At 66.0% G+C, this 23,651-nt stretch carries 22 protein-coding genes and 3 pseudogenes; 12 read left to right on the forward strand and 13 right to left on the reverse strand.

The genetic code is table 11. The annotated features are described in order from the left end of the window. Window positions 1-14: 14 nt before the first annotated feature. Window positions 15-518 carry a flavin reductase family protein gene (locus tag ACFVKT_RS35465; protein ID WP_385739429.1) on the reverse strand — a complete coding sequence of 168 codons (504 nt, stop codon included), beginning with the start codon at window positions 516-518 and terminating at the stop codon, window positions 15-17. Window positions 519-819: 301 nt separating this feature from the next. Here ACFVKT_RS35465 and ACFVKT_RS35470 point away from each other — a divergent pair, with 301 nt between their 5' ends. The 3 genes from ACFVKT_RS35470 (at window position 820) to ACFVKT_RS35480 (ending at window position 2,776) form a co-directional block, all read left to right on the forward strand. Beyond that, a complete protein-coding gene (locus tag ACFVKT_RS35470; RefSeq protein WP_385739432.1) occupies window positions 820-1,359 on the forward strand; it encodes a MarR family winged helix-turn-helix transcriptional regulator in 540 nt (179 codons plus the stop codon). Between the two features lie 646 nt (window positions 1,360-2,005). Beyond that, entirely contained in the window at window positions 2,006-2,443 is a 438-nt protein-coding gene (locus ACFVKT_RS35475) for an ATP-binding protein (RefSeq protein ID WP_385739435.1), read from the forward strand. A 159-nt stretch (window positions 2,444-2,602) separates the two neighbouring features. Continuing rightward, window positions 2,603-2,776 carry a hypothetical protein gene (locus ACFVKT_RS35480; RefSeq protein WP_385739438.1) on the forward strand — a complete coding sequence of 58 codons (174 nt, stop codon included), beginning with the start codon at window positions 2,603-2,605 and terminating at the stop codon, window positions 2,774-2,776. A 113-nt stretch (window positions 2,777-2,889) separates the two neighbouring features. Here the strand turns inward: ACFVKT_RS35480 and ACFVKT_RS35485 are convergent. Then, window positions 2,890-3,849, reverse strand: a pseudogene (locus ACFVKT_RS35485) (aldehyde dehydrogenase family protein); the annotation flags it as partial. 443 nt (window positions 3,850-4,292) lie between these two features. Here ACFVKT_RS35485 and ACFVKT_RS35490 point away from each other — a divergent pair. The 3 genes from ACFVKT_RS35490 to ACFVKT_RS35500 are packed head-to-tail and all read left to right on the forward strand — an operon-like array spanning window position 4,293 to window position 6,632. Next, window positions 4,293-4,943, forward strand: coding sequence for a DsbA family protein (locus ACFVKT_RS35490; protein ID WP_385739441.1), 651 nt, complete (start codon window positions 4,293-4,295; stop codon window positions 4,941-4,943). Window positions 4,944-4,973: 30 nt separating this feature from the next. After that, a complete protein-coding gene (locus ACFVKT_RS35495; protein ID WP_385739444.1) occupies window positions 4,974-5,783 on the forward strand; it encodes an MBL fold metallo-hydrolase in 810 nt (269 codons plus the stop codon). 3 nt (window positions 5,784-5,786) lie between these two features. Then, window positions 5,787-6,632 (forward strand): aquaporin, encoded by an 846-nt coding sequence (locus ACFVKT_RS35500; protein ID WP_385739447.1) that lies wholly within the window; start codon window positions 5,787-5,789, stop codon window positions 6,630-6,632. Here ACFVKT_RS35500 and ACFVKT_RS35505 read toward each other — a convergent pair. The 3 genes from ACFVKT_RS35505 to ACFVKT_RS35515 all read right to left on the reverse strand — a co-directional run bounded on the left by ACFVKT_RS35505 (window position 6,539) and on the right by ACFVKT_RS35515 (window position 10,027). After that, window positions 6,539-7,486 carry a helix-turn-helix domain-containing protein gene (locus tag ACFVKT_RS35505; protein ID WP_385739450.1) on the reverse strand — a complete coding sequence of 316 codons (948 nt, stop codon included), beginning with the start codon at window positions 7,484-7,486 and terminating at the stop codon, window positions 6,539-6,541. The genes ACFVKT_RS35500 and ACFVKT_RS35505 overlap by 94 nt on opposite strands. Before the next feature lie 535 nt (window positions 7,487-8,021). Next, entirely contained in the window at window positions 8,022-8,900 is an 879-nt protein-coding gene (locus tag ACFVKT_RS35510; RefSeq protein ID WP_385739453.1) for an alpha/beta fold hydrolase, read from the reverse strand. Between the two features lie 140 nt (window positions 8,901-9,040). Beyond that, entirely contained in the window at window positions 9,041-10,027 is a 987-nt protein-coding gene (locus ACFVKT_RS35515; RefSeq protein WP_385739456.1) for a GlxA family transcriptional regulator, read from the reverse strand. A 736-nt stretch (window positions 10,028-10,763) separates the two neighbouring features. On the opposite strand from ACFVKT_RS35515, the gene ACFVKT_RS35520 reads away from it, so the two are divergent. From ACFVKT_RS35520 to ACFVKT_RS35545, 6 genes and pseudogenes are all read left to right on the forward strand, one after another. Beyond that, window positions 10,764-11,621: a helix-turn-helix domain-containing protein gene (locus ACFVKT_RS35520; RefSeq protein ID WP_385739664.1), complete on the forward strand. Its 858-nt coding sequence runs from the start codon at window positions 10,764-10,766 to the stop codon at window positions 11,619-11,621. A gap of 166 nt (window positions 11,622-11,787) precedes the next feature. Next, entirely contained in the window at window positions 11,788-12,798 is a 1,011-nt protein-coding gene (locus tag ACFVKT_RS35525) for a carbon-nitrogen hydrolase family protein (protein ID WP_385739459.1), read from the forward strand. Between the two features lie 450 nt (window positions 12,799-13,248). Further along, the gene (locus ACFVKT_RS35530; RefSeq protein ID WP_385739667.1) at window positions 13,249-13,533 is read left to right on the forward strand and encodes a helix-turn-helix domain-containing protein; all 285 of its coding nucleotides are present in this window, start codon (window positions 13,249-13,251) and stop codon (window positions 13,531-13,533) included. A 147-nt stretch (window positions 13,534-13,680) separates the two neighbouring features. Then, window positions 13,681-14,313 (forward strand): HD domain-containing protein, encoded by a 633-nt coding sequence (locus ACFVKT_RS35535; protein WP_385739462.1) that lies wholly within the window; start codon window positions 13,681-13,683, stop codon window positions 14,311-14,313. Between the two features lie 237 nt (window positions 14,314-14,550). Further along, a pseudogene (locus tag ACFVKT_RS35540) lies at window positions 14,551-14,802 on the forward strand (ISL3 family transposase); the annotation flags it as partial. 101 nt (window positions 14,803-14,903) lie between these two features. After that, the gene (locus tag ACFVKT_RS35545) at window positions 14,904-15,398 is read left to right on the forward strand and encodes a transposase (protein WP_385739464.1); all 495 of its coding nucleotides are present in this window, start codon (window positions 14,904-14,906) and stop codon (window positions 15,396-15,398) included. 8 nt (window positions 15,399-15,406) lie between these two features. Here the strand turns inward: ACFVKT_RS35545 and ACFVKT_RS35550 are convergent. From ACFVKT_RS35550 to ACFVKT_RS35585, 8 genes and pseudogenes are all read right to left on the reverse strand, one after another. Then, window positions 15,407-16,093: pseudogene (locus tag ACFVKT_RS35550) on the reverse strand (SDR family oxidoreductase); the annotation flags it as partial. A gap of 191 nt (window positions 16,094-16,284) precedes the next feature. Next, window positions 16,285-16,707 carry a 4-oxalocrotonate tautomerase family protein gene (locus tag ACFVKT_RS35555; RefSeq protein ID WP_385739467.1) on the reverse strand — a complete coding sequence of 141 codons (423 nt, stop codon included), beginning with the start codon at window positions 16,705-16,707 and terminating at the stop codon, window positions 16,285-16,287. Window positions 16,708-16,886: 179 nt separating this feature from the next. Beyond that, window positions 16,887-17,045, reverse strand: coding sequence for a hypothetical protein (locus tag ACFVKT_RS35560; RefSeq protein WP_385739470.1), 159 nt, complete (start codon window positions 17,043-17,045; stop codon window positions 16,887-16,889). A gap of 42 nt (window positions 17,046-17,087) precedes the next feature. Continuing rightward, on the reverse strand, window positions 17,088-17,423 hold the full coding sequence (locus ACFVKT_RS35565) for a hypothetical protein (RefSeq protein ID WP_385739473.1): 336 nt from the start codon (window positions 17,421-17,423) through the stop codon (window positions 17,088-17,090). A gap of 811 nt (window positions 17,424-18,234) precedes the next feature. Then, on the reverse strand, window positions 18,235-19,143 hold the full coding sequence (locus ACFVKT_RS35570; RefSeq protein ID WP_385739476.1) for an MBL fold metallo-hydrolase: 909 nt from the start codon (window positions 19,141-19,143) through the stop codon (window positions 18,235-18,237). 105 nt (window positions 19,144-19,248) lie between these two features. Continuing rightward, window positions 19,249-19,968: an alpha/beta hydrolase gene (locus ACFVKT_RS35575; protein ID WP_385739479.1), complete on the reverse strand. Its 720-nt coding sequence runs from the start codon at window positions 19,966-19,968 to the stop codon at window positions 19,249-19,251. 131 nt (window positions 19,969-20,099) lie between these two features. Beyond that, window positions 20,100-23,060, reverse strand: a complete 2,961-nt coding sequence (locus ACFVKT_RS35580; protein WP_385739481.1) for a LuxR C-terminal-related transcriptional regulator — start codon at window positions 23,058-23,060, stop codon at window positions 20,100-20,102. 211 nt (window positions 23,061-23,271) lie between these two features. Further along, complete coding sequence (locus ACFVKT_RS35585; protein ID WP_385739484.1) at window positions 23,272-23,511, reverse strand: hypothetical protein; 240 nt, start codon at window positions 23,509-23,511, stop codon at window positions 23,272-23,274. Window positions 23,512-23,651: the final 140 nt, after the last annotated feature.

Genomic DNA, 23,651 nt, shown 5'->3' on the forward strand with positions numbered 1-23,651 from the left:
CGGGGGAAGGGCTGTCAGATGAGGTGTTCGATGCCGTCGGACGACTCGGTCGCTGTACCGAAGCGGCTCCAGGCGTAGGTGAGGGCGTCGCCGTCACGGTGGCCGAGGTCGATGACCTGGCCGACGACGAGGGTGTGATCACCGCCGTCGTACGAGCGCCAGGGGTCGCACTCGATCCAGGCGAGGGGGGCGGCCAGCCGTGGCACCCGGGCGTCAGCCACCCAGTCGGGTTCTCCCAGACCTTGGGCCCCCGCGAACAGCCGGGCCAGGCGTTCCTGCTCGGCGCCCAGGACGTTGACGCAGAACGACTGGTCGGCGAGCCGGTCGTGGCACCGGGCTCTGCGAGCGACGCTGATCAGCACCAGTGCAGGGTCGGCCGACACGGAGGTGAAGGAGTTCATGGTGGCGCCCCGCGGGCCGTCTTCGCCGTCGTAGGTGACGACCGTGACGCCCGTGGCGAAGCGGGACATGCATGCGCGCAGCGCGCCGGGGCTGGGCGGAGCTAGGACTTCAGGCATGAGGACTCCCATGAGTGGCACTCGCATCGCGTCTGCCGTGGCGGCGCGCGATCAGGGAAGCCGGTGAGGCACAAGGTGTGGGGCCATACCGGGGGTGTTTTTGCACCATTGAGACCCGATATCTGAATCGGGAGGAATGGTCTCGAAAGCCGTAATAAAAGCTTTGATTAGTTGGACCCTACTCCTCGCTGGAACCTTTGGGAAGACCCGAACGACGGACTCCTGTTACTTGTCGGAAACGTCGCGAACGGGCCTACCTCCTCGGGTGAACCAGCCTCGAGCTGCGCCCTAGACTCCAGGCATGACCTTGGAACCGTCCGACCCCGAGCATCTGCACTTCTGGTCGTTCATCGACTACGCCGTCGAGCGGGTCTCCCGGGAACTGCCGAGCATCGATCCGGTCGCCATGCGGCTGGTGTTCACTCTCCATCGAGCGGCCAACATGGTCGTCTACGACCTCGAATCCACCGTGCACCGGCCACGCGGCTGGTCCTGGCCCGGCTTCCGCGTGCTGTTCGCGATCTGGCTGAGCGCTCCAGTTGAGGCGAAGAAGGTGGCGGAACTGTCCGGCATGAGCCGGGCTGCAGTGTCTGCGCTGGTGAACACGCTGGAGCGTGACGGTCTGGTGAGGAAGGAGCGCGCGGCCTACGACGGACGGGCTTTGGGGCTCTCCCTCACCGAGTCGGGGCAGGAGGCAATCGCGTCCGCGTTCCTGGCTCACAATGAGCGGGAGCGGGAGTGGGGGAGCGCCCTCAGTGGGGACGAGAAGCGCACGCTGATCGAACTGCTGGGGAAGCTGACCACCCACTCCGTCGACTTCGACGCCAGACATCGGGCTTGACACGGATGGTCGTTGTCAAGGTGTTCGTCTGTCGGGTCGGCCTGGTCGCCGGAGCCCACCATGCGGAGGGTGGGAGACGTCATCGTTGTCGCGACCTGTGTGCCGAGTGACGTGCGGCAGGCTCACTGCTGGAGCCGGCGCATCCAGTGGCTACCGCTACGACCCTGACGAGAGGCGCGCACGTCGGCTGCTCGCGGTGCAGTCTGGTTGTCTCGCTGGCATTGACCTGCTTCCGGTCCGGCTGGAAGGGGTCGTACTGGTCTTGGTGGCTACGTCATGTCAGTCGGCCCTGGGCGGTCGTCGTGCTGTCGCGCTGGAGGGTGCGTGCGTCCCGACCTGGGTGAGGTGGCTACCTCGGGTTGGCGGGCGATCGCAGGTCCTGGTGCGAGGAGGTCGCGATGAACGGCATGCCAGGCCAGCGATCGCGATTGACGAAGGCCGACTTACCCTGCGTAGTCAGAGGCGCGGCTCAGGGCTCTGACGTACGGGCGGTTCGGTATGGCCTGTCGCTTTCTGACTGCACTATGTCGCGTTTGTATCCTGAATCACGCGCAATTTAGTCATAGCTTTGATTATGTCACTCCGGACGACCTGACGCCGTCCCGGCGTCGGGCCTCCGTATCCCGTCCACCCCGAGAGGCCCCTCATGCGCCTCGCCGAAGCGCCCGTCGTACCAGCCGGGCCCACCCCTGGGACGGTCACCCACGGCCTGAGCAATCGAGCTTTGGTCGCGTCGTCTGCCACCGTAGCCTCTGTGCCTGTAGTACGTGCCTGGGCCGCTGATGTGCTGAGGCACTGGTGCGTTCCGTCGGACACGACGGATTCCGCTCTTCTCATCATCGGGGAACTCGCCGCCAACGCTGCCCTTCACGGTCGCACCGAAATGACAGTACTGCTTTGTCTCGACATCCGAACCCTGCGTATTACGGTGGTCGACTCAGGTGAGTGCGACCCCCACACGAGGGGCGAAGTCGATCCGGACGAACACGGTCGCGGCTTCAATATCGTTCGCCTGTTGTCAGCATGGACAGACGTTCGCGATACCTCCCAGGGGCGGACAGTCCAGACGTGGCTGCAGTGGTGACGACGGCACTCGGGAACACATCCCACCAGAGCTGATGCGGACGGATGCTTGAGCACCTGTGTCTTTAGCAGCAGGGAGCGTCGAGGGCTTGCTCGCTTATTCTGGAGTCGTTGATCGTGTGGTTGACGGAGTGTCTGGTTGTCGGTGTGGTTGGGAGTCGTGGAACTCTCCCTGAAGGGCGGTCCGATGATCGCCGCGGTAACCCTGAGCGCGACGAAGGGCCCGTACGGCTACACCACGCTCGGCGCCGAATTCGCCGCCACCGACGTGCCCGACCTCCACCTCGGACTGCGCGGCCCAGTGCGGCTCGCGCATATCGGCTTCTCCGGCTGAGGGTCCGGACAGGCCAACACGCGGGGCTAGTGGTTCTGATGGCTGGTTGCGGGACGGCAACGGCTGGAGCCCCCGCACAGCGGACTCCGGCCATCGGCGGCGAAAGGTGAAAGTCAGAGGGCGAGGCCTGTCAGCACCAGCACCCGCTCGTACGTGTAGTCGTCCATCGCGAACTTCACGCCCTCGCGGCCCACGCCGGACTGCTTCACGCCGCCGTACGGCATCTGGTCGGCACGGTAGGACGGCACGTCGCCGATCACGACGCCACCCACCTCCAGCGCGCGGTGGGCGCGGAACGCCGTCTGCAGGTCGTGCGTGAACACACCTGCCTGGAGCCCGTACTTGGAGTCGTTGGCGGCGGCGAAGGCGGCGGCCTCGCCCTCCACCCGCCGTACGGTGAGGACCGGTCCGAAGACCTCCTCGCAGGAGATGGTGGTGTCCTGCGGTACGTCGGCGAGCACGGTCGGTGCGTAGGCGGCGCCGTCCCGCTTGCCGCCGGTGAGCACGCGGGCCCCGGCCTGTGCGGCCTCCTCGACCCACGCCTCTACGCGCTTGGCGGCGTCCTCGCTGACCAGCGGGCCGACGTCGGTCCTGTCGTCCGACGGGTCTCCGGTGACCTGCGCCTCGACGGCGGCGACGATGCGCGGCAGCAGCCGGTCGTACACGGACGCGTCCGCGATCACCCGCTGTACGGAGATGCAGGACTGGCCGCCCTGGTAGTTGGAGAAGGTGGCGATGCGGGTGGCGGCCCAGTCCAGGTCCGCGTCACTCGCCCAGTCGGCGAGCACCACGGCCGCGCCGTTGCCGCCGAGCTCCAGCGTGCAGTGCTTGCGCGGCACGCTGTCCATGATCGCGTAACCGACCTTCTCGGACCCGGTGAAGGAGATGACGGGCAGCCGCTCGTCCTGCACCAGGGCGGGCATCCGCTCGTTCGCCACCGGCAGGATGCTCCACGAACCGGCGGGCAGCTCGGTCTCGGCCAGTAGCTCGCCGATGATCAGGCCCGAGAGCGGGGTCGCGGGCGCCGGCTTCAAGATGATCGGCGCGCTGGCCGCGATGGCCGGGGCGATGGTCGTGGTCAATATTCGTGCCTCTAACGAGGGCGGCCAGTTCGGCAGCAGGCTGTGCCGAGGACAGGGTCGTCACAGGGGCTCACGTTCGGCGTCAGCGATGGGCTTTTGCTTGTGTTGCGTTGCGAAGAATTGAGTTCACGTCCGCTCCCGACCGCGCCAGCACGCCCGCTGATGGCGGAGTGCAGAGCTCCGAGCAGAATGGACTCGGTCCGGTTGACAACCTGGAACGGTTGGTCATCCCGTAGCGCTGAAGCGACGCTAAGTGAAGGGCGGGACAGCGTTCGTCCCCTTCGGATTGAGGCGATCCTGAAACCTGTCGGTTTTTCACCATGGTGCGTCGTCTCTGTATCCAGAGGGATCTAGTATCTGGCCATAGCTTTGACACTGTCAGCCCGACCGAGACAGAGAGCCGGGTGACGGAATCCGGAAAGGGCCGACACGTGATGAGTTCCGTGGAGCGCGTTCGACTGACCTACGCCTTCGACGCCTATTGCGGCTGGTGCTACGGCTTCGGGCCAGCGCTTCACGAGTTCGCGGCCGTCAATGCGGACCGGATCGAGCTGCGCGTGCTGTCCGGCGGTCTGTTCACCGGCTCGCGCGCGCTGCCGGTGTCTGCGTATCCGCATATCCCGGGCGCCAATGGGCGCATCGCCGAGTTGACCGGCGTCACTTTCGGCGACGGTTACCTTGCCGCGCTGGCCGACGGGACGGTCGTGATGGACTCTGCCGATGCTGCCGTGGGGCTAGTTGCGCTGCGCAGCCAGCCGGGCGCGGATGCCCTGCGTGCTGCTGTTGCGATGCAGCGTGTCTGGTACGTCGAGGGCCGGAGCCTCTCCGACGTTGAGGTCTACCGGGACCTCGCCATCGAACTGGGCCTGGACGCCGACTCGGTAGCAGACGCCTACGCCTCGCCTACCGCGCGCGCCGAGGCGGAGGCCGACTTCCTCAGGGTGCGCCGTCTGGGCGTCGACGCCTACCCGACGCTGCTACTGCACACCGCACACGGGACCGATCGCCTAGGTGGTCCGGTCTCTTCGGCCGACGCGCTGGCTCAGGCCCTGGATCAGCACCTGGCCGCAGCAACGAATACCTGATCCCCGCATAGCACCGTGAAAGGCACAGCCATGTCTGCCCTGACATATACCGTTCACACCGCTGGCGACACTGGGCTGCACAAGTCGTCCGTACTGATCACAGGCGAGTGTGAAGCGCTACTGGTCGACGGCCAGTTCACGGTCGCTGAGCAGCACCGGGTCCTGGCGGACATCATCGACAGCGGCAAGGAGCTGACCACCGTGGTGGTCACCACCTCGGACCCTGACTACTACTTCGGTCTGGAAGTGATCCGGCAGGCGTTCCCCGACGTCAGGATCGTCGCCACCGCCACCACCGTGGAGCGGATCAAGTCCAGCTGGGAAGGCAAGCTCAAGACTTGGGCGCACCTGGCCAGGAACCTGCCCAGTGAAGTGGTCATTCCGGAGGTGCTGGACGGGGACCGTGTCAGCATGGAGGGCCACGACTTCGAGCTCCGCGGCGGCCACCCGGATCTGGTCTGGCGCACCGAGTACCTGTGGCAGTCCGAGGACCGCGCAGTCGTGGGCGGAGTTTTGCTGTTCGCCGGCCTGCATGTGTGGACGGCCGACACCCCTACCCCGCGAGAGCGGGCCGCATGGGCCGAGACACTCGTCGAGATGGACCAACTTGCCCCACAGTTCGTGGTGGCCGGCCACCGTTCCGCCGACGCCGCCAACGACGTCTCAGCGATCGCCTACACCCGCGCCTACCTCGCCGCGCTCGAGGAGGAGCTGGCCAGGAGCGGCAACGACTCCAAGGCGCTGAAGGCCGCACTCCTCAAGCGTTACCCGGACCTGGGCCTGCCGGTCGCGCTGGACCTGGGCGCCAAGGTCGCGACGGGTGAGATGGCCTGGAGCTGACCGATGTTCACCCCTGTTCGGGTGTCCACACCGGTGGACGCCTGCCTGGCGTCGGGCGGCGGAACCGATGGTGCCTGGCGGTCCCCATCCACGGGCGGCACGGGTGCCTGGGCCTCAGCCGCCGCGGAGTTCGCCCTCACCGGCGGCGTGCTCTTCGTCGTGGTCAGCGCCGTGCGCTGGATGATGATCTCTCCGCGCAGCCGGGTCCTGCCGGAAGCGCACCTCCAGCTCGCGGTTGTGGCGGTGATCGTCGGTACTGCGCTCACCTGGGCGCTGTCCTCTCCGTGGGGCCGCTACTCCGGCGGACACCTCAATCCGGCCGTCACTCTCGGCCTGTGGTTGACCGGCGCCCTCCACGGCCGGGGTGTCTTGCCGTACGTCGCCGCCCAACTCACAGGTTCCGTGGCCGGCACAGGCCTGGCCCGCCTCGTGTGGGGCCCGGTCGTCGGCGATCGTATGGTCTACGCCGCCGTAAAGCCCGATGCCGTCTGGCCAGCCGCTGCCGTGTTCGCCGACGAAGCCGCGGCCACCGCCGCAACCCTCACGGTCACCCTGGTGCTGATGTCCCGCCCCAGGCGGAGGCGCTGGATCCCACTTGCCCGATCCACCGCCGTCGCCGTAGTCATCCTCGGCACCATGACCGGTGGGTCCGCCAACCCCGCCCCGCCAGTTTGGCCCCGCATTGTGGGCACACCACAGCGTCTACTGGTCACCTCTGTGGATCTACCTGGTGGCACCGCTTGCAGGAGCGGCCATCACTGCCGGGGTTGCCCGGTATCAGTCACACGGTCATGGGAATTCTTCGAAGATTGCCCGCGCACAGACGCCCGGAAGGCTGTGGGAGAGTGACCCGTACGCTGATGGAAGAACTTGCTGAAATTGGTGGCGCTGGTGAATCCGAGTTGTGCCCCGATGCGGGAGGCTGGCTGGTCGCCGTGCGCCAGGAGGCGTTTTGCCTCCAGGATCACTCGCCGGTCGATGAATTCCTTCGCTCCCACACCGGCTCCGGCGATTGCGGCCCGGGAGAGAGTGCGAGGCGAATACCCCAGAGCGCGGGCATAGTCTTCCAGACGACGTGTGCGAGTGAAGTCGCGCTCGACGGCGTCACGGAAGTGGACGAAGGATTCTCCAGGGTCTGGAGCCGGGCTGCCGACCGGTGTGGTCCGCTGGGAAAGGCGCAGCACCAGAACCGACAGTAGATGGCGCAGAACTGCTACGTGGGCTTCCAGCGAAATGCCGCGCAGTCCCTGGAACTCTAGTGAAAGATGGTCGACGGCCATCGCCAGCGCGTGGCGATCTTCAGGGTCGGGAGTCTGAAGTACAGGGGCGTGCGGATCGTCCACGCGTGACGCGGTCACGGTGCTCGAATCCAGAAAGTCGCTCTCAAAGAGGATCAGCATGCCCTCGGCCTCGTGCAGGTCACCCCACTGCTGAACCTGACCGGGCCGGACCCACAGCCAGGAACCCGGCTTTAGGGCATAGCCGGTGAAGTCCACTGTGTGCCACAAGGAGCCACTGGAGAGTGTGATCAGATGATGGAACGTTGGCCGCTGTGGTGCACCGAGCCCGGCCTCGCCCATGCGGACTGCAGCTCGCTGCCGAAGCTCCGCCAGTGACATGATCTCGACGCTGGCCGGTGTACTGACCGGGGGAGCGAAGTCGATGTCTGCAATCTCACGCGAGCCGCGTCGTTGCCTCACCATTACCTGTAGCCACCATGTGCTCAGAGAAGCCTACTCACTCCATTCTGAAGGGTGACGGCTCTGCTTGGGTACGGCTGGCGCCGTTGACTGCGGATTGAATAAGGGCCAGCCCACAGGGGGTGGCGTATCGCCATTTCTTGGGCCCAGTCTGCGCGGGGTCTAACGACCTTGTGTGTGGTTGGCCGCGGGACGTCGAGGTCTGCGGCGCTGGCGGTGGTCACGCTCGGGGGCGGTGGGAGAGGGTGGCGGTCTGTTGGCGTGACACCGTCCGGAGACGGCCTGGACGGTGTCGCACATGTGCTCGAGACGGTTGAGGTGTCGGGCGAGTGCCGCCTGGCTATGGCCTCGCCGTAGCAATCCGTCAGTTCTTCCGGTGTGCGATGCCGTGCTCGACACTGTGACGCGCAGCCGCGCGATCTTCTTGGCTCGGACGGCTGCGCCGAGTCAACCAGGCCGCGGTGGTCAGAGGCTACAAAGGACTGTGGAGGGTCCAGGCGCCAGTTTTGTTAGCGATGGCGATGCCCACGCCTCGTGTTCACTGGCGATCGAGGAACGTGATGACGTCGGATGCGAACTCCTCGTAGTGCTGGAACAAGACCCCGTGTGCCGCGTCCTCGTAGATCTTGACGGTCGCGTTCGGTAGCAGGCCGGCGATGAGGTACGAGTATTTCGGCAGGATCATCGGGTCGCTGTCGCCGTTTGCCACGAAGACCGGAGCAGTCAGCCCCTCGAGTTCCTCGAACAAGGCGGTGTTCGGCACGCCCCATTTCGTGACCGCGTCGTACTGAGCCATCCGAGTCGCCCAGTCCGTCTCGACGTCTCGGCCGTCCGTACGCGAATAGATCCTGGTAAGAGTGTTCCCGCCTGCGGCGCGGCTGGACTCCGACATGGTGAAGAACACGCTCATGTACTCCGCGGGCGACGTCTGCGGCCTGCCGACGGCACCGATCACTTCCGGCGCCCACCCGTGCATGCCGCGCGCGCCTTGCGGTGCGGTGGACGCGAGGATCACCTTGCCAACGGCATCCGGCCGTGCGAGTGCGACGCGCTGCGCCACGAAGCTGCCAATGCTGAAGCCGAGCAGGTCAAAGGTTTCGATGCCGAGCGCAACGGTGAAGGCGAGAACTTCGCGTGCCATTTGCTCGATGGTGTCAGCCGGCGTCCCGGTGCTGCCTCCGACGCCCTGGTAGTTCATTGTGATCACGCGGCGGTGTTGCGCTAGTGCGTCTATCAGGGCCGGATCCCAGCTATCGAGGTTTCCGCGGAAGTGTTGGAGCAGTACCAGTGCGCTGCCGTCGCGCGGCCCTACGTCGCGATATGCGTATTCCACGCCGTCGGCGGCCGTCGTGCGAAGGTTCGGAGTGGATTCATATTTGTTGGTCCCCGCGCTGGGGTCTGAAGTGGGATCGTCCATAGTGGGGCCTCATTCTCCGTTCGCTGCCGGCTGCATCGCGGCAACAGTGCGGGGCTGCCGCCGATCCACTCAGTGTCGGGAAAGGTCTTGACCCCGGGCATCACGTATTTAGGTGAGGGCCCGGGCAGCAGAGGATCGCCTTAGGACGTTGCTCGGGCTGCCTCTGGTTCCGCCGCATCGGGACGTACTGGGTTCGCGAACGCGCGTCGGTAGGCCGTGGGGGTGGTGCCGAGGGCATCGCGGAAGCGGGCGCGGAGGTTGGTAGTGCTGCCAAGTCCGCATTGGGCAGCAATCTGCCCAATGCTCAGCGCGGTGGCTTCCAGGAGCTCACGAGCGTGGTTGATCCGGGCGGTAAGCAGCCACTGGTGTGGGGTAATGCCGGTCTCCTGACGCCACATGCGGTTCAGCGTCCGCGGGGATACACGTGCGTGTAGGGCGAGCGTGTCCAGGCGGAGGTCCTCATCGAGGTGCTGCAGTGCCCACTCACGAGTGTCGGCGAGGGAGTGGGCGGTGGGGGGTGGCATGGCGTGGTCGATGAACTGGGCCTGGCTGCCTTCGCGGTGTGGTGATGCGACCAGTGCCCGAGCGATTTCGTTGGCGACAGCGGCGCCCAGGTCCTTGCGGACCATGTAGAGGCACAGGTCGATGCCGGCGGTCACCCCTGCGGAGGTGAGAAGGGGACCGTGGTCGATGTACAGGACGTCGCGGTCCACGCGAAGACCGGGGTAAAGGCGCTCCAGGTCATCGGCGCTGGCCCAGTGTGTGGTCACCGTGCGCCCGTCCAGGAGTCCGGCCGCGGCGAGGGCGAAGGTGCCGGTGCAGATGGAGGCGATCCGAGTGCCCCGAACGAATGCCTGCCTCAGGGCAGCGGTGACCTCCGGTGCTGGCGGAAGCTGGTACTCCGCGTACCCGGGCACGATGATCGTGTCGGCTCGGGCCAGAGCGGGTAGCCCTGCTGTGACGCCGACCGTGAACCCGGTACTGGTTGTGACGCTGCCCGGGGCGGGGCCGCACACGGTCAGTTCGTACGGGGTGCTACGCCGCGGGGTGAAGATCTGGGCGGGAATGCCCAGGTCGAGGGGGAGTACACCGGGGAGTGCCAAAACAGCGACGCGATGAGGTTCCATGGCCAGTATGTTACGACCGTAACTTTTTTGACGTGAAGCGCGGTCGTTGTAGTTCATGGCTGGCCAAGGACTTGGTGGTGATCGCAAGCCTGGTGAGCGAACGTGTATCTGAGCTATCAGGAGCGGTCGACGTCAGCATCGATGAGGCGCATCGCCGCGTTGCGGGAACCGTGGTCACCGGTCACCGCCACGTGACGTCCGAGTGGTCCTGCCTCGGGCTGTGCCAGTACAGGTCGAGACGTGTCAGTTCTTGAGCGTGGGATCTTGGATAGGGGGTGGCTGCCTATTGGCCAGCCGTCGATCGAGGCAGCCGCGGGGCGTCCAGCGGTATACCGGGCGACTTGCGCTCACGCTGTTCACCGGACTGTCAACTAGCTCGCGTGCGACTTGGAAGGGCTGCGTGCACGGCCCTGTGGGTGGTCGAGGCAGGGAAAACCGGTTGCCTGATGGGGTCCGGCCGTCTGATCGGGTTGCGGCCAGGAAGACCGGTGCACCGTCCGCCATGTCGGATGATCGGCCTCTGCATAGGTTGGGGACCCAACAGCGGCCATGAACGGCGTCGACGCAAGGGCCGTGACGACCGGTGGGCCGGCTTGCGGTCTTCGGTGCAGAAACGTTGACATCGACGAGTCGTGGGGCGAGCATACTGGATTCTATGGACGTGCTTGTCGCCGAAGGCCCGGATGAATGGGCGCAGGTCATCACCGATAGCTTCGTGCCATTGTCACTGGGCTCCATGGCTGCGTCCTTTCATGGTTCGGTGCGTTCCAGCTCTCTGGGATCCGCAGCCACGCTCACAGACGTACGTACACACGGTGCGTCAGTAGTTCTGCGGACGGGCCGTTTGGTGCGTCATGAGCCGAGCGATGATTGCTTGTTCTCGCTTCACGTCGACGGCGAAGGTGTCGTCCTTCAAGGAGACAGCGGGACCGAGTGGTCTCGCGGCGGTGGTGCGCTGTACGACGCCTCGCGACCGTACGAACTGCGCTTCCGGACGGACGCGCGGCAGCTGGTTCTGCAGGTGCCGCGAGAACAGCTTCGAGACCGGGGCAGCCGTGTGGAGGACGCCTACGGGCGTGGACTGCCCGCTGGGCACCCTACTGTTCGCGTCCTGGCTGCCTATATGCGAGAACTAGCCGATACCTGCGATGTCCTCACTGGCGACCAGAGGGCCGAATTGGGTCTCACGGCTGTGGATCTCCTGGCCACGGCTGTGCGCGCGGTGGTAGGGGAGGGTTCAGGTGTGCCTACTGGACGCGCCGCTCTGCTCGCCTCAATGCAGGCGTACGCGCGCGAACATATGTTCGACCCTCGACTCACTCCCGAGTCCCTCGCTCACCGTTACCGCGTCTCGGTGCGGTATGTCGGCGAATTGTTCGCCGGAGCTGGTACATCTCCCGCAGCCTTTATCCGCGCCGAGCGCCTGCAGGCGGCCTACCGCATCCTGACCGACCCTCGGAGAGCCGGCTCGACGGTGTCTGCTGTGGCTGCCCGCTGTGGTTTCGCTGATCGCACCACGTTCACGCGTGCGTTCGTCCGCGCTTATGGCCGGACTCCCGCTGAGGTGCGTGGGGCGCTCGGCCGAGAAACGTGACGGTTCGCTGACTCGACCGTCCGAATGTGCTGGTCGGACGTGTGGCGTGCGTCGTTGGCTGCAGAAAATGCCGCTCGTTGGTGCGTGGAACGCCGCAGATTCGCAGACGCTGGTACCTACTGTCATTTCACTCTCAGTAAAAGGTCCTGACAGCAGGAGGTCCGAAATGACAACCACCTATCGTGTTGCCGCGGTCCAGGCCGAGCCCGTGTGGCTTGACGCCGACGCTACCGTCGAGAAGACCATTGGTCTGATCGAGGACGCCGCTGCCGAGGGCGCTTCCCTGGTGGCCTTCCCCGAGACTTGGATCCCGGGGTACCCGCTGTTCCTGTGGCTCGGTCACGTGGCCGGTCAGGTGCCGTTCGTTGCGCGATACCACGCCAGTTCCCCGACCGTCGATGGCGAACACATCACCGCGATCCGAAGGGCTGCACGCCGTACTGGCGTCACCGTTGCCCTCGGATACAGCGAGAAGGACCACGGAAGCCTGTACATGTCTCAGACGCTCATAGGGGCGGACGGCTCCGTGTTCCTGCATCGCCGCAAGCTCAAGCCCACCCATGTCGAGCGCAGTCTCTTCGGTGAGGGCGACGGCAGCAACCTGAAGGTTGTCTCAACTCCGCTCGGTCGACTCGGCCTCCTGAACTGTTGGGAGCACCTGCAGCCGCTCAACAAGTATGCGATGTACGCACAGCACGAGCAGGTCCACGTCGCCGCGTGGCCCGCTTTCGGCCTGTACAAGGGCATTGCTTACGCACTCGGTGCTGAGGCGAATATGGCTGTCACTCAGACTTACGCTCTTGAAGGCGGCTGCTTTGTCATCGCCCCGACCCAGGTGATCGGCGAACGCGCCCTGGAGACCTTCACGACCACCGACGAACAACGCACACTGCTCGCGAAGGGTGCTGGCAACTCTCGCATTTTCGGCCCCGACGGTACCCCTCTGGGTAAGCCGCTCGACGAGCAAGTCGAGGGACTGGTTGTCGCTGACATCGACCTCTCCCTGATAGACCTTGCCAAGAACGCGGCCGACCCTGCCGGGCACTATGCGAAGACGGACGCCACTCGCTTGCTGCTGGACGACCGTCCCAAGTCTGCCGTGATCCGTCCGGGTGAGGTCGAGGGCCCCTACTTCCCCGAACTGGATGAGTCCCCGGCAGATGACGTCGTTGCCTGAAGGGGTTGCAGTTCACTTCCGCTGGCAGGGGTCACCGATTGATCCTCATGTACCCGATCCTGGCGCTCTGCTACTTTCAGCAGTGAAGCGGGATATTCAGGTCTATCTTGGCTAGTACGTGACGCGCCGAGGCGTGAATGAGGAAGCTTCATTGTGACGGTATTGTCTGGCCTCTCCGGCTAGGCCTCTTTGCAATAGAGCTAGAGAGGCAGGCAATACCGTCGCCTCGCCAGGCCGGCACAGATGCCGCCCTTTTCCGGCATAGCGGTTTAGTCCGCCTCTGCCCATTAGTTGGCGGCTCGTTGTCCGTGACCCGGTCACATGTGCCTGGGCCGCTGTGGGCAACAGTCGAGAAGTCGGTAGTGGGCGTCGCCTCTCAAGACATTTTCCAAAGGGAAGCTTTCGAGAGGTTTTTCTTATCGCCATTGCGATGAACGCCGCACATGGTAAATCTCTCTTGACGGCCTCGCTCGCTATGCGCGGGTTTCCCCCCGCACTTTTATCAGAATGTGGCCACAGGACAGCGGTTCCAGTCCTTATCAGTGGCTCGTTACCGCCCGCCTCAACCAAGCTCGCGAGCTCATCGAGGCCACCGATCTGAGTATCGAGCGAGTCGCCGCACGAGGTGGACCGGGCAGCGGTATTGGCATCCGTGCACGCTTCGGTGACGCTCTCGGTATCGCTCCCACGGAATATCGTCGCGGCTTTCAGCAGTCGGCGGTCTCGTATGGGTAGTTTGGGCACGTGATGGCAGCCAAGGTAGTGGGGGGAGGGGTCAGTCCTGCTTCGACTAATCCCCTTTCCAGTGAGTGGCGCGAATGTTGCGACAGGTGTCGCACATGCCACTGCCAGGGGTGCGGCTCAGATGTCTAGCCTGCGTACATGAACTTCTCACTTGACCTGCCTACCGGCCCCTTGTCGGAGGCCATCGTCTCCGCTGTGCGCAGTTCCGAGACCACTCCACTGTTCAATCACAGCGTGCGCAGCTTTCTCTTCGCCGAGATCGTGGCTGCCCATGAGGGATGCCTCGAGGACGACGCCTACGACCGTGACCTGCTGTTCGCCGCAACTGTTCTGCACGATTTGGGCATCGGTAACCGCGCGAAGGGCGAAGCGCGCTTCGAGGTAGAAGGTGCTGACCTGGCGGCTGAATTGCTGCGGCAGCACGAGGTTCCCGAGGCGGACATCGATCGCGTCTGGGAAGCAATCGCCCTGCACACCTCTCCCGGGATTGCCGAGCGTCGGGGCTTGCTGAGTTACCTGACCCGAGAGGGTGTTGGGCTCGACTTTGGGCGCAACGCGGGGATCGCCCGTGCCTGGGAGAAGCAGATCCACGATGCTTATCCGCGCCTTGACATGGTTCGTTCGCTGGTCGACGCAATTGTTGAGCGAGCCGCTCTGTCAGATGCTGCCGCGCCTCGATACGCCATCGGTGGCGAATTGCTGCTTGAGAGGCAGAGCAATGGTGTGACGAGGATGGAACTGGCCGCTGCCTCCTCCCCGTGGGGAGTGTGAACTAATCGACCGACCATGCTTTGTGATCCTTTATCGGGCGGCCCGGGAACCTCTGGCGCCATGGGGATGCCGACGCACGGTCATCGTCCCCATGTCCACCGCGGTCGCGACGCCGCCGTCCCGGTGGCCCAGTACGTGAGGTTCAGGGTGGGGAATCACGTGGTTCTGGCCGCGATTCCGTGAATCCCCAGGTGTACGCGCGAGTGCGAAAACGTTTCGCGTGGGGATTGCCCCGGTATGGGGGTTGTGGCGATCGAGGATGTACTGCTTCCCGGGATCGATGTGCGGGTCACGGCGGTGCACACCGCCACAGAGGCGGTGCACACCGCCACAGAGAGGGTCGTGGTCGAGGCGGCAGCCTGTGGTCGGCCACCGGACTGCCCAAATTGTGGCTGTCGGGGACGCCGAGTGCACTCCCGCTACCGACGCCGTCTGACTGAACGCCCGGTGGCGGGACGGTCGTTGGTGATCTCGCTGCAGGTGCGACGGTTCTTCTGCGAGCGGGCCGAGTGCCGATGGGTGACGTTCGTCGAGCAGGTCCCTGACCTCAGCGAAGGTCCCGTCGCCACAGCGTCGGCCTGCGGCAGTGGATGCGGTACATCGCGACATTCCTCGGCGGGCGCCCCGGTCAACGACTGTGCCAGACCCTGCAGTTCCCCGCGGTGCCCGAGCGGGCACCGCGGGTACTCGGCGTCGACGAGTTCGCCTTCCGCAAAGGATGGCGCTACGGCACCGTGCTGGTCGACGTGGAGGCAGCCCGGGTCGTCGACGTCCTCCCGGACCGGGACGCGGCGACCTTCATCGCCTGGCTGCACCAACACCCCGGCGCCGAGATCATCTGCCGGGACCGGGCCACCGTCTACTCCACCGCGATCCGCGAAGCCGCCCCCGAGGCCCAGGAGGTCGCCGACCGCTGGCACCTGCTCCACAACCTCTCCACCGCAGTCGAGAAGACCTGCCACCAGCACCGCCCCTGCCTGCGCAAACAGGCCGACGAGAAGCGAGAGGCCGCACCTCGGAAGATCATCAATCCGCTGACCGCGATCTCCGGCAGGTTCACGCGGGCGGGCAACCCCACCGTGTAGGCGATCACGTCGGCGACGTCCTGAGGAAGGAGCCACTCGATCGTTTCCCGGGTGGCGGTCAGCCGTGTGCGTACGTTTTCGTCAGCGATATGGCTCTGCAACTCTGTGCCGACGATGCCCGGTTGGATCGTGGTGACCCGCACGTTCTTCGGTCCCAGTTCCGCGCGCAGGTTGTTGCCCAGGTGGATCACATAAGCCTTCGATGCCACGTAGACCGAGAACGTCGGAAACACGCCCTTGCCAGCAATCGAAGCCGTGTTCACAAGGTCCGCTACACCGATGGTCGCCGCGGAGCGCACGAGCTGCTCGGTGAACGCGATCAGCGTGCTGTTCACCGCGCCGATATTCAGCTCGACCTGGCGGCTCCAATCTTGTGGATTGAGGTCACCGAACGGCGTCGGCAGCATGATGCCCGCATTGCTAACTACGATTCCGGCATCTCCGAGGTCACGGGCAATCTCGCCTGACACCTCTGTGGTGGCGGCTGCGTCAGTGAGGTCGACCGGATAGGACGCCGCCCTGCCACCCGACGCCCTGATGTCCTTGACGATCGCCTCGAGCTTGTCCTCGCGGCGGGCAAGCAGGGCGACCGACGCACCGCGTGCAGCGAGCGTCCGCGCGATCTGTTCGCCGATGCCGCTGGAGGCTCCAGTCACCACAGCGACACGGCCGCTCAACAGTGCCGAAGGGGACATGGAAAATTGGCCCCGGATCCGCCCGCCGAACAGGGGAGGCGGCAGCCGGATCCGGGGAGCACATGCGGGGCTGGCTGAGACGCGGTACGAGGCCGCAGAGTCACCGGGCCCGTTGAATCGTGTTCCCCGCAGGCCTGGGCGATGCTGCCTCTCGCCTGCAAGGTGCAAGCGCGCGACCAGGCGGCAGGCACCTACGCCTTGCTGAGCAGCTCCCGCACGTGCTGGACGATCTCCTCGTTGGTGTAGGCATGGCCGGCAACGCCCCAGCCGCCAGGGACCGCCTCGGTGAGGGCGACCCAGGTCCGCTCCTCCATCGTCGGGTCACCTGCGGCCTTGGCGATCAGAGCGGTGAAGTCCTTGACCAGCCCAAGCTGCTGCTCGCGGTCCAGCGCGCCGGCGTTGGTGGTCACGTTCACGCGAACACTGGCGCTGGCGCCGCCGGCGGTCGAGAGGGAGTCCGAGTCCAGTTCGTGGATGAACGCGGCGGTGTTGTCGAGGAAAAAGGGGATCGCGGGGACCTTCTCCCACCGCATGATCGTCTGGGCGAGTTCCTGGGCGAGCGCATGCTTGTCGTCGAACGTCCCGGTCGGGGCGTACACGTCGATCATCGGCATGGCGATGTCCTCTCATGAGTGGGGATTCGTGATGCGAGACATCCTCGGGACGGGGCTCGCTCTACCCGGCCCCGGTCGGTCCGCTGGCCACAGAGCCAGGAGAGCACGATCTTCCAGCCGGACAGCCGTCCATTCAGTGCGCTATCCATAGTGTGGATCCACTGCCACTTCCCGCTCACTCACCCAAACACGTTAGAGCCCCCAAGTGCCTCGTCAGGGGCCAGCCGGGCGCCGCCGACCAGATAGGTCGGTTCGGCGTAGCGGTCGTCCCACTGCTGAGCCCAGGCGGGAAAGGCCAGCTCGACCGCGCGGAACACAAGAAGGAGCAGGCCCTCCATGAGCGACGGGTTTTCCTCTGCTGATGTACCTGCGGCTCGGGATCAGATGTCAGGCTGTGCCTTGCTCCGTGCGGTGAGGTCGGCGAGGCGCCGCCACTGGGTGCGGGGCGGGGCCTCGGTCTGCTCCTCGGCGATGAGCTGTAGGGCCAGGTGGTCGGCGCCTGCGGTGTGGAACTCGGCGAGGCGAGTGCTGATCGCGTCGTCGGTGCCCCAGACGACGAGGGCGTCGACCAGGAAGTCGCTGCCGCCGCCGGTGAGGTCGTTGTCAGTGAAGCCCAGGCGCTTGAGGTTGGTGGCGTAGTTGGGCAGCTGGAGGTAGTAGTCGAGGAAGCGGCGCGCGGTTTCGCGTGCCCTCGTGGGCTCGCTGTCCGGGACCACAGTGACCTCGGGAGCCAGGAGCGCTGCGTCGCCCAGGATTTAGCGAGCCTGCTCGATGTATTTCGGGGTGACGAGGTATGGGTGGGCGCCGACGGCCCGGCCGCGAGCAAGGCGCAGCATCCTCGGTCCGAGCGCTGCCAGGATTCGGCTCTGCGCCGGGACGCCGCAAGGACGCCGTCGTAACAGTGCTCGATAGGGTCCATCAGGAGGACGGATTCCTCTCCCACGTAGAAGAGGGTGGCGAAGACTCCGACCTCGACCCAGTACGCGCGCTCCGACAGTCGCTGCAGGACGAAGGGCTCGGTCATGGTGCGCCGGAAGAGCTGGTCGACATGGGCGCCGACTGGAAGGACGAGATCCTTCGAGGGGATGACGAACTGGCTGGCCGTGGTCGATGGAAATGTGGGGAACTCGGACATGAACTCGCCTTTCGTGTGCAGGGATACGGCATTCGCCGGCATCGGCGGTCGCCGCTCTGGGGCGGCCGACTCGGAGCGGCTCCTGGCGCGGTCTGCCTGCTCGACGAGGCGGCAGGCCCCTGGGGGTGCGAGACCCGCCACCGCGTGAGGCCTTGATCGTGACGAGGTACACCTCGGCCCGGCTGTTGTTGGTGAGCGCGGCCCGGCGCCGAATGCGCCTTATGCCCGGGCCGACCATTCAGCCGACAGCGGTCAGAGCCGCAGGAGGAAGGCGCGCGGCGGCAACAGGCTGGGCGATGAACGCGACGTGTGCCCCGTCCATCGCCAGCGTGGTCGCGCCTCGAGGTGCAGGAGCGCCACCTCGAGGCGGGGCTCTCGGACGTGGGGGCAAGTCAGTCGATGAAGACGCTCCATGCCACGGCGTTGAGGTTGTCGGCGAGGAAGATGTCGTTGCCGCCGAGGCGCTGGTCCCAGGACGCTGGCATGTGCTCCGCTGCGCGGGCGACGACTGCGTCCATCCAGACCTTCAGCTGAGCCTGGCGATTGTCGCTGGGCACCCCGGCATCGGCGGCAGCCTGCCGCAGGTCCACCTCGCCGAGCGCCTCGGCGGCGGATGTCCGTAGGTCTTGGATGTACTCGCGATTCGCCGCCACATCCTCGGGGGTGCCGAAGAGGGACATGTGACCGGAGACCACGGTGTCGAAGCCGTATTCGAGCATGTCATCCATGGCGGTGAAGTACGCGGGCACATGCGGGGAAAAGAGAAGGCGGAAGAAGGGCGCATTCTTGACGGTGAAGCTGTCGATCGCCGTCAGGATCCGCTGTTCCGGGAGGTGGATGAACAGGTTTCCCGGCTGATGCCAGTCGCCCTTGTACTCAAGGACGAGCAGCTCGCCGTCGATCTTCAGTTCCGTTCTCGTCCCGCTGAACGTCTCATTGGGCAGAGGCCGGTGGTCGTCGTGCGACTCCTGGATGAACTCAGCGGTGGCCTCGTGGGCGATGATCTTTAGCCCGTTGCGTACCAGTAGGTGGGCGGAGCCGATGTGGTCGGCGTGTGCGTGACTGTAGATCAGATGGGTGATCGGATTCGAGGTGACCTCCTCGATGCCGGCCAGCAGCCTTTCACCCAGGTCTGGAGGGGCGTCCACGACGACCACGCCCCTCTTCGTCACCAGGAACATGGTGTTCACCATCCCGCTGCTGATGCCGTAGGCGCCGCCACCGAGTTCCGTGACGAGATAGCCGGAGTCGGGGATGTCGGGGCCTTTAGCAATTTCCGGAACGGGTTTGTATTCAGGCATGGAGGGATTCCCTTACGGTTGGGATCCGGGCGGTATGGATTGCTCCGCTATTTTCACGCGGGCGCTGATTCCGTTCCCTCACCCGAACATGTGAGAGCTGTCCGGTCAGGATGGTGCTGTGGTTCCCGCACGGAGCTGTTCGGCGATCCAGGACGCCGCGAAGCTGGTCCAGGTGGCCGCGTCCCCGGCGCCTTGGGCGAGGCCGAGACTGTGTGGGCCGTGGGCGAAGACGTGCACGGTGTGCGGGACGTCGTGCGCGGCCAAGGCCGCGGCGAGGCGATACGTGTGCTCGGGCGGGACGTAGATGTCCTCGGCGGTGTGCCACAGAAAGAAGGGCGGCGACGCCGCAGTGACCAACGAGTCCAGCGACGTCGCCTGGCGCAGGTCCGGTGAGGCGTCCTCGCCGAGCAGGATGATGCGCGAGGGCCGGTACGTCTCCGTCTCCATCGACGTGATCGCGTAGCCGAGTACGGCGAATTGGACGGACTCGCGCGGGTCGTTGCTCGGCGCGAGGGCTGCCAGCCCCGCCAGGTGCCCGCCGGCCGAGAAACCGACCACCCCGACGCGATCGGTCCCCTGCTCGCGTCGCCGCCGTATCTCGGACCGCAACGCCAGGAGGGGTGCGGGGTGGCGTGCGTTCAGCGGATATCGGAAGACGCTCGCCGACAGCCCCAGTCCGGCGAGCCAGCCGGTGACGGGCTCCGCTTCCTGCGCGGAGTGTGCCGAGTAGCCCCCGCCGGGCAGCACGATCAGGTGTGTCGTCGCCGGCCGGACCTCACCGGCGAGTCCGCGAACCGACTGCGCTGTTTCGAGTCGATCGTTCACGGCCAACCTCCACAGTGTTTTGCTGACGTTGCACGGGCCTACTTCCGCGCGGCTGTAGCAAGGTCATCACCACATTGCGCTCCTCCACATCACTTGAACAGGTGAGGCGGGGCGCGCCGGGGATGCGCTGCTTAGGTAGTCACCGACGTGGTCCGACCATCAGGGATGTGCGCCTGGGCTCCCACGATCTGGTTGTGGTACTTGTTGCTCAGATGGGACCTGGAACGTACGCCGAGCTTGGCGAAGATGGATCGGGCGTGGGTGCCGACGGTGTTCGTGGACACCCTCAGTTCGGCGGCGACCTGTTTGTTGGAGTACCCCCTGCCCATGAGGCGGGCCACAGTGCGCTCGGCCTGGGTCAGCGCGGCCCAACCGACTGCCGGGCCGCGCTCGGTGGCGGCCCAGTCGGCGCGTCGGGCGCCTGCTCTGCGCAGCGCCTGCTGGACGCGCAGCATCGGGCCGATCGCGCCTGCCTGCCGGTACGCCTCCCAGGCACGGTCCAGTTGTGCGATCCCGTCCGTGCGCTGCCGCTCGCGGAGCAGGTGTTTGCCGAGGTCCTCGCGTGCCCCGGCCAGCAGGAGCGGACGAGGGCCGTCGGTCAGTACGTCGACTGCGCGGTGGAGGAGATCACCGTCTCCGCCGACCAGGCCCTGGATGTGCGCCGAGATGCCCTCGAAACTGGCCACGCCGGAGTTCCGGACCGCACCGATCTCGGCCAGCAACTGCACATGATCGAGGAACGCCGCGTCGTCCTCGGCAATGCCGATACCGGCCAGGACCGGCAGCCAGCCCGGCTTCCATGGCCAGGCGTCGCGTTCGGCGTGGGCCGAGCGCAGGAGCGGAGAGAGCAAACGGATCGCCGCGGCTGGCTCGCCCTCGGCTGCGGTCAGCCAGCCACGGGTCAGCAGCAGCGGCGGCGCGTGCGCCTCGTCGTCGGCGGTCGGCCCGTTCCCGCCGAGGGCCAACTCGTGCCGGGCGTTGTCCAGTCGTCCCCGGAGCAGAGCGACCATGCTCACGATCGACGCCGCCTCCAACTCGCACATCCGCGAGCCAAGTTCGCGAGCCAGGGTGAGCAGCCTCCGGGCGCCCGCCTCGGCGTCGTCCAGACGACCCAGGTTGTAGTCCTGCCAGATCTGTGCATAAAGCAGCGCCGGTAGTACCGCGGCCGCGGGCCCGGCCGACTCGCTCCACGCCTGCTTCAGCAGCGCCTCGGCGTCGCGATAGCGGTCCAGGTGTTGTAGCGCCATGATCTCCTGGGCGAAGAACATGGGCTGGGACTGGGCCCGCAGTTGCCGGAAGTACGACAGGGATCCGGCGTGGTCGGCGCCGTTGCGGCTGATCTCGGCGAGGGCATGCAGTGCGGTGACCTGGGCCTCGCGGTCATCGAGCCGCCGGGCCTCAGCCAAGGCTGCTTCGGCCTGCGGTCGCATCGTCTCGGCCCCCTGCAACCGGGAGCCCACGAGGGTCTGGAGCGCCGTCAGTCGGGCATGCATCGGAGCAGTCAGGTCGGACCTGGCCAGGGCCGAGGAACATCGCACCGACGAGGACTCCCAGAGCCCGGCCAACCATAGGGCCCTGGCGAGCGCGAACTCGACTCGCCCTACCGACTCCCCGTCATCCAGGTGCGCCAGCACCAGATCGCCGATCGTGATCGCGTCGTCGCAGCGCTGGACCAGGCCCAGGACCCGGACGCACTGTTCGCCGAGGGTGAGGTATGCCGGATCAGTGGGCCGCAGCGCACGGAATGCCGTGACGGCCAGGTCGCCGGCCGTGTGTGGTGTTGCCGTTGCTAGATCGACTGCCGACTGCATGACGATCGCTGCGCACTCCGTTTCGCCGGGCTCGATGCCTTCACGGGCGTGCACGCCGATCAGCAAGCTCTCGGCGTCGACGGCCATCAACTGCATGGCGCACCGGCGATGCAGAGCCCGCCGGGTCGGCTCGGCAAGGTTCGCGTACACGGCTTCGCGCACCAGGCGGTACCGGAACGCGATCCTGCCGCTGCGCAGGTCCAGCACACCGGCGCCGATCGCCTCGTCCAACACGGTGGCGGTCTGTACGGGGGAGAGCCCTGTCAGGTCCTGAAGGTCACGGGACGTCACCGGCTGACCGAGGACGGCGACAGCCTCGATCATCTCGACGGCCTGCGGATTGAGCCCGAGCAGTGTGCGGTGCAACGCCTGGGCCACCTGCCGCGGGACGCATGCCGGAGTCGATGCGGATCGCCAGTCCATCTCGTCGACGGAGCCGCCCATGCCGGTTAGCGCGTCGATGACCTGCACGGCCAGGAGGGGACTGCCGTCCACTTGCACCAGGAGGTCGGCGGCGGCGAGCGGTGGTGGCGCGCCGAGCCGGTCGTGGGCGAGGGCCAGGATTGCGTCGGCCGACAGCGGCTGCAGTTCCAGTCGTTCGACAGGGATCTGGCCGGCTCGGGAGCCGTTCAGGGCGCTCAGATCGTTCAGAACGCTGTCTTCTGCCGTGCGCCCGACCAGTAGCCAGACGACAGGGAACGACGCCAGCTGGAACGGCAGACTCCGCAGGAGAAACCGGGTGAGCTGGTCAGCTTCCTCCAGATCGTCCAGCAGCAGGAGGACCGGGCCTGCGGCGGTGGCGGTCTCCAGCCGGTTGCCGATCGCTTCGAGGAGCAACAATGGCTCGTCCACCAGCGCGACCAGCTCCGTCAACTCAGCCCCGGTCAGCAGGGGGTGAGGACCGTGCCGCAGCGACAACAGGAGCGGAGCTCCCGGGGACAGCTGGGCGATCGCGTCGGCGTTGGCAGCACCGGTCCGGAAGCGCAACGCCCCGGCCTCCGCGGCGATTGCACGGGCCAGCTCGGACTTTCCCATGCCCGGTTCGCCCGTGATGATCATTATCTGCCCGTGTCCGCCTTGCGCCGTCGCACGTAGCATGCGTAGAGCGGTTGTCATCTCCTCAGTACGACCGCGCAGGACGCCGGTACCAGGCACGCGTCGCGCAACTGTGTACCTCTTCTCAGGCCGCTTGGCCGGTTGCGCCATCGTCGCGCCAACATGCCTCACGTCCGCCGTCGATCCGCCCTCTGGGCTGTTCATGGCCTTGCCTCCTTGAGGCATCTGCGCTTCTGTCGACCTTCGCTTAAGAATCAGCCAGACACCGGTCCTGCCGAATCACCTGATCGAGCCAGACGTCATGTGGTGCCTCACTCTCTTCACAGTCCGGAGAGGTCTCCGGCACCCCACCGCTCACGAAGGCAGTGCCGGTCTGTCAGGCCCCGTATGCCTCGACGGCGATCCGCACCCCGGCTGTATCCACCTGCACGACCCGCTAGGAACCCGTCCTCAGCGGTCCTCGAGGAAGTCGTCGCCATACATGGGCAGGCCGCTCAAGGGCTGCGCGGCTCTTGACCAGGTCGAACAGCCCTCCCCGGCCGGGTGCGATGTAAGCGCTGTGCTGGATGTAGTCGGAGGACCAGGACCGCTCGGCAGCCGAGTAGTCCCGCTCGTTGAACAGGGTGTCGAAGGCCTCACGGACGATGGCCTTGCTCCTGTCTTCCTCAGCGCTCATGAGACAACCACCTTCGTGTTGCCGGTCGCGGAAACGGGTGCCGACAGTCTGCAACGGTCCAGGTCAACGCCGCGCGGCTCCCTTTCTGCGACGATGACGGTGCTGCCGATCCTCGTCGAAGGCACCGTGGATCAACGACG

The organism is Streptomyces sp. NPDC127595, assembly GCF_042671685.1.
Classification (GTDB): domain Bacteria; phylum Actinomycetota; class Actinomycetes; order Streptomycetales; family Streptomycetaceae; genus Streptomyces.